The sequence below is a fragment of the Clostridium oryzae genome, assembly GCF_002029235.1.
GTDB lineage: Bacteria > Bacillota > Clostridia > Clostridiales > Clostridiaceae > Clostridium_AE > Clostridium_AE oryzae.
Window position 1 is genome coordinate 1 of sequence record NZ_MZGV01000120.1, and the last position, 5,811, is coordinate 5,811.

Here is a 5,811-nt window from a genome sequence, read left to right on the forward strand (position 1 = left end):
ACTCCAATATTTATTTTTAAAATCCTGATACTTATCTACTAATATTTCTTTTACTGTTATTTTCTTATCTACCATAATACCTATATTTTACACACTTATCCACAACCTTGCAATTACATAGTTTCCTATAGAATAAAAAATGGTTACACCCTATGTCGGCTAATTCCGCTGCGTTAAGCAATTTCACCGCATCTTTTAGTCAAATTTCCTAATGGCTCATAACTCGGCTGCGCCTCAAACAATTCGCCATCTTAACGGAAATTTGCCTAAAATACACGGATAATTGCTAAACTCACTCCAAATGCCTCCGTCGGATGTAACCATTTTTAATGCCCTAACTCTTAATATTAACAAGATGCTTTTATTATACTGCTTCTGTTGCCTTCTTATCTTAATTCTTTAATTTCAAAATATATTACTGTTTCTTGTTAACTTCTTCGTAAACACGTTGTATCGTTTTTTCATTTAATAACCACCTTTTCTCTTATTTAGTGGTGTATCTTAATTTTAATTAAAAGTTATCCATAATTGGAAAAAATCATAAATTCCTATAAACTAAAAAGGAAATGTTGTGGTACAAAGTATCAATCTTTATGTTTAAAATTTTCCTTTAGAAATTTCTTCAAGCTTATCCATAATATTTTTGATATTCTTTTCTTGTTCATTCTTAATTTTTAGCCCTTTAGTTGTACTTTTTGAGATTTTTACAGTAGAATCTGAAATATTCACTATATCGTTAAGATATTCACTATACTTATTATGGATACCATTTAATCTTTTCGTATGCTTTAATGTAGCTAATACCTTCTTGTATTGATGTAATTTTCTGTTTTCTTTTACAAGCTCCCGATCTAGATTACTTTTTTTGCTGAAGTTCTGTATATCTGATTCTATATTTGCTACGGAGTCCTTTATCTTTATAGTTAGGTCTCCTATATCTCTCCCATATTGTATATTAGTCTTATACGCTTTTACTTCATCAATAGGATTAGTCCCATATACGAATATATCTATAAAGGTCAATGCAATAATTACTACTAAAATAGTTACAATAAGCTTTATTGCCTTTTTTATTATAGACACCACTAAAAATAAAAGTGCTACTCCAATCACTATCAGCATTAGTATTTCCTTGTTCATATTCTCCTCCATCACTAAACTATTTTATCCCCAAAAGTATCTCAATTTATCTTCAAAATCTTTACGTGAGTTAATTGTTTGAAAATGCTTCCAATGCTCCGGAAACATCCTCAAGTACTGCTTTACCGTAAATCTATCATCTATAAGTAAAACTACACCTTTATCTTCTGCAGTCCTTATCACACGTCCAGCCGCTTGAAGTACCTTGCACATTCCTGGGTACATATACGAAAATTCATACCCTAAACTATCTTTATTCTGAAAAAAATCTTTTATTATGTTTCTCTCCAAGCATATCTGAGGAAGTCCTACACCTACTATTACAGCTCCTATAAGTCTATTTCCTTTAAGGTCTATACCCTCAGAAAACATACCTCCTAACACCGCAAAAGCCACCATTGTCTTCTTAGAATCATCCTTGAAGTTTTGAAGAAAATCTTCCCTTTCCTTCTCATTCATCATATTATCCTGCATTATTACTTCTATGTCGGCCATATCTTCAATAAATATATCATAGATATCTTTCATATATTTATACGATGGAAAGAATACAATATAGTTGCCATTCTTACAGGATATAATAGTCCTAATATATTCTATAACACGTGCTTTACTCGTTTCTCTATCCTTATAACGTGTAGATACAGTATTAGCAATATAAAGTCCCAAATTTTCCTTTTGATAAGGTGAACCTAGCCTTGCGGTATAATCTTTTTCATCTGCCCCAAGAATTGTCCTATAATAGGTCATAGGCATCATTGTAGCTGAAAACAATGCAGCTGCCCTTCCTTTTTTTATAATATCTCTTATAAAATTACTTGGATTTATACAAAACAATTTAATTATCGTATCCTCGTTAGATTTTTGAATATATGTAACATAATTTTCATCATAGATTTCCCATATTCTTAAAAAGGCATTTATATTAAAATATGCATCAAGTATATCTTCATGATTTGGACTTGCTTCATTTATTACAAGCCATTTTTCAGCAGTTTCAATAAATTTGTTTAGCGGCCTATATAGATCTTCAGGCAGCTTTTCCATTACAACACTATCCGATCCCTCAATCATATTCTTATATTTTAACATCGCTTTATTAATATTATTGAGACTTCTTGATAAATCTTTACTTTCATCACTTATGCTTTTCTTAAGTTTTAAAATCTTTCCTTTAAACAGTTCTGCTGAATACATACTTCTAGCCCTATCAACCAAATTATGAGCCTCGTCTATAAGAAAAACATAATCCCCGGAAGTTTCAAAAAATCTTTTTAAACTTGCTCTAGGATCAAACACGTAATTATAATCACATATTATGCATTCACACCATAATGATAAATCTAATGAAAATTCAAAGGGACATATCCTATATTTATGTGCATACTCCTCTATTGTTTCTCTATTTAAATTATCCTTTTCATTAATAATACTCCATATAGCTTCATTAACTCTATCAAAATGTCCTTTAGCAAATTCGCATTGCTTCGGAGTGCAAGCTTTCTCCTCTTTAAAACAAAGCTTTTCCTTTGCAGTTAACGTTATAGTTTTCATACGGACCTTTTCTTCATTCATCTTATAGATGGCTTCCTCCGCTATATGCTTTGTCGTTGTTTTCGCTGTCAGATAGAATATCCTTTCTGCTTTTTCTTCTCCTATAGCCTTTACAGCAGGAAATAAAGATGATATTGTTTTTCCGATTCCTGTCGGAGCTTCAATATATATTTTTTTATTTTCTATTATAGTTTTATAAATGTACACAGCCATTTCACGCTGACCTTTTCGATATTGCGGAAACGGAAAATTCATTTTTTTAATTGATAAGTTTCTTGTTTCCTTCCATTCCATCGAAAATCTGGCCCATTTATAATACTTTTCAACTAATCCATTAAAAAACTTTTCTAACTCATTAACGCTATAAGTTTTTTTTAGTTTTTTTATTCCTTTACCTTCTAGTTCACCGTAAGTAATCTGTATTTCAGCAGTTTCCTTTTCATTCTGAATCCCATAAATGTATCCATAGCATTTTGCTTGTGCCCAATGCAGCTCATTGTATTCCTCGTCTATAGCCTCTAAATCCTGAGCAGTTGATTTTATTTCATCAATCATAAAAGTTTCATTTCCATAATCAACAATTCCATCTGCTCTGCCTTCTATAGTGCATGTAAAATCTTCATATTGATAATCTAATTTAAGACTTACTTCACTTACATACTCGATCCCTTCAAGCAGATACATATCCTTATACATTTTTTGTATTCTTTGATGTACTCTAGTGCCTTCTACAGCGGAAGAGGATGTCACGAACTGACTGTTAATATCCCCCTGTCTCATTATAAATTCTACAAGTTCTCTTACAGCTATTCTAGTTTTATTTTTTTCTTTCAATTCTATCACTTTACTCTTTTCTCTTTAATAAGTAACTATTATTTTGAATAAAAAAATAGAGCCTCCCAAAGAGTACTCTACATCATTAAATCTATATAATTAAGGGGGATTTCCTTAGCTATATAGTAACATCTTATTATTAACAAACTATTAAGTATTAGTTACATATTAGTGAATAGGAAATTTTTATAACTATATACAAAACAACTGTTTATTCCTACAAGTCTACTCGATGCTATACTCATTTACAATCTTCTGGACCAGCTTCTTTATTGAACTAGCTTGAGCAATTAAAGTCATTACTACGAGAAAAACTAATATTCGTTCTTTATCTTTGTCATTGTCGCAGCTATCCTCTATAAATTTGCTCAATTTTACCTCATCAAAATATTCAGATGTGATAAAATCATCAAAGCTGTGTGATTGTATATCCGTAAACATTTTATAAGCATCTTCCCAAGAAATTATATCATCTGTTCTATCATTAATTTCATTAAAAGCTAATCTAAATACTTTCGAAATCTCTTCGGTAGTAAGAATAGGCCGCATATAGCTGAGCATAACAAGCTGTACCAAATGCAGTTTTGTATACCCCCTTTTTTTTCCATCCTCGGGTTTCGTAATAACATTGCTTTTAATATAATTTTGTACTATATTATTTGTATATTTTTCTTCCGAAAATTTATCATTTAAATAGTCAATAACCTGTGACAAAAAGAAATCATATCTAGGTAAATCTTCATAAGGCACCAAAATAGTTTTAGACATTTCTGAAGCAAGCTTTTTAATATATTCTATATTAAATTCATTCTCTCCCATATCAATCATTTCCTTTCACTCAGAACTTATTTTATTACCATTTCAATTATATTATAAGTTATATATAAACTTATTACAAGTTATTATTATAATATCATTATTTTATCAATTTCTATGCAAAAAATGGGCTATCTTAAAATGATTAATTATCATTCAAGATAGCCCATTCCTTATATAAATCTAATTGATTCAATAACTATTATTGTTCATCTTTATTCTCATCGTTATTTTCATTCTTTTCTGGTTCAGCCTCAGTTTTATTTTCAACCGTTTCATCATCTGGTACATGCCATACATCAGGATTTTCAGCTTCACTATCCGCTGAAGTTTCTCCAACAGTTTTCAATTCTATTTCTTTAAGTATCCCCTTATTATAAAACATTATCAGAAAGCAAATTACACTAACAAAGAACAGTATAAATACAGAGCTGACCTTGTATATAATGAAGAAAGAAATAATGATTATTGCAACATTAAATATTGTTATATGTATTTTTTTTATAGTAAAATACAATGATAATACAAATACATCCTTGGTTCTCATATAAAATCTAGATATAATAGGAAATGCATAAAGGCTTGATGCAAGTACTAATACTATAAGGACCATAAAAAATGGTACAATAAATGAATATGGTGTCTTTGAAAAATATTTTATATCTACTAAAAATACAGCTATCAATGCTAAGTCTATAACCCACACAAGCAATGACTGCTTAAAATTCTTTTTATACGCTCCAAAATAATCTTTCATTATAAATAAGTCCTTAGTTCTAACAAGCTTTCCCATTACAGAAAACAAAGCTGTAATAGCAGGTCCTAATGGAATAAAAGATACAAATATTATGATAACGATTCCTAAATCTACAGAACTTACTCTTGCTAAAGATACGAATATAAGAGGAATATTCATAATAAAAAAGAAAATGTTACCCATCAAGAACCAGTAAATATAATTTAAAACATTGTACAACGGACTATCCAACAGGTTTCTACTTGCCATAAATTCTCCTCCAATCAATTTAACATAAACACTGTACTTTTTATTCTAACTTATTTCATCTAATTAATCAACTCACTGGTATTCCATAAGTACAAGTAAAAATAGAAACTAAAATTTTTCTTTATTTTTACATATACTAATTTAATTTCATACGATTTACCTATTATTTCATATATACACCTTCTTATGGAAAGTAAATGCTATAATTTTTATATATAAAACGAGTTAATGTATTATAAATATATTACTTGTACCATTTCTTCGACATTGCAAGTAAATTTATATACATTTTATTACTATTTTACTTCAAAAAAAATATCATATAATCTTGGTGAGAAATGGGTAAATAACCCACTTTAAATACAATTACTGTATCCGAAACTAAAAATAGTATTTATTTAATACGTAAATAGTTAGAAATTGTCTATTGACATTTCAATTATTTGGTAGTATATTAACTT

General features: G+C 29.2%; 4 protein-coding genes. All 4 read right to left on the reverse strand.

The annotated features are described in order from the left end of the window. Window positions 1–597 precede the first annotated feature (597 nt). Window positions 598–1,140 (reverse strand): hypothetical protein, encoded by a 543-nt coding sequence (locus CLORY_RS22280; protein ID WP_079428701.1) that lies wholly within the window; start codon window positions 1,138–1,140, stop codon window positions 598–600. A gap of 24 nt (window positions 1,141–1,164) precedes the next feature. Next, window positions 1,165–3,537, reverse strand: coding sequence for an ATP-dependent DNA helicase (locus tag CLORY_RS22285; RefSeq protein WP_242954487.1), 2,373 nt, complete (start codon window positions 3,535–3,537; stop codon window positions 1,165–1,167). A 216-nt stretch (window positions 3,538–3,753) separates the two neighbouring features. Then, entirely contained in the window at window positions 3,754–4,347 is a 594-nt protein-coding gene (locus CLORY_RS22290) for a DUF1836 domain-containing protein (protein ID WP_079428703.1), read from the reverse strand. Window positions 4,348–4,546: 199 nt separating this feature from the next. Further along, the gene (locus CLORY_RS22295; RefSeq protein ID WP_079428704.1) at window positions 4,547–5,350 is read right to left on the reverse strand and encodes a YesL family protein; all 804 of its coding nucleotides are present in this window, start codon (window positions 5,348–5,350) and stop codon (window positions 4,547–4,549) included. Window positions 5,351–5,811: the final 461 nt, after the last annotated feature.